Below are 241 nucleotides of genomic sequence, written 5' to 3' on the forward strand. Positions count from 1 at the left end.
GGAATGAGAAGTATGTTCTGGCTTGTGTTTTCCATCATATTGCCAGTGATGGCTGGTCGGGTGGAATCCTGACCAATGAGTTTATGGAATTGTACAGTGCCTTCCAATCAAATGAAACTCCTGATTTACCGCAGCTTAGCTTACAATATGCAGATTATGCCATCTGGCAGCGCAAGTATTTAGAAGGCGAGGTTTTAGAGAATCAGTTATCCTATTGGGAAGCAAAATTAAGTGGAGTAAG

1 protein-coding gene is annotated in these 241 nt (G+C 41.9%); it reads left to right on the plus strand.

What is annotated here, in order from left to right; genetic code table 11:
- Positions 1-241, plus strand: a 241-nt coding sequence (locus tag ACHRWY_RS27770; protein ID WP_395359274.1) for a condensation domain-containing protein, incomplete at both ends; no start/stop codon positions are given.

It is taken from the genome of Flavobacterium sp. FlaQc-48, from assembly GCF_044007335.1.
In the GTDB taxonomy this organism is placed as follows: Bacteria; Bacteroidota; Bacteroidia; order Flavobacteriales; family Flavobacteriaceae; genus Flavobacterium.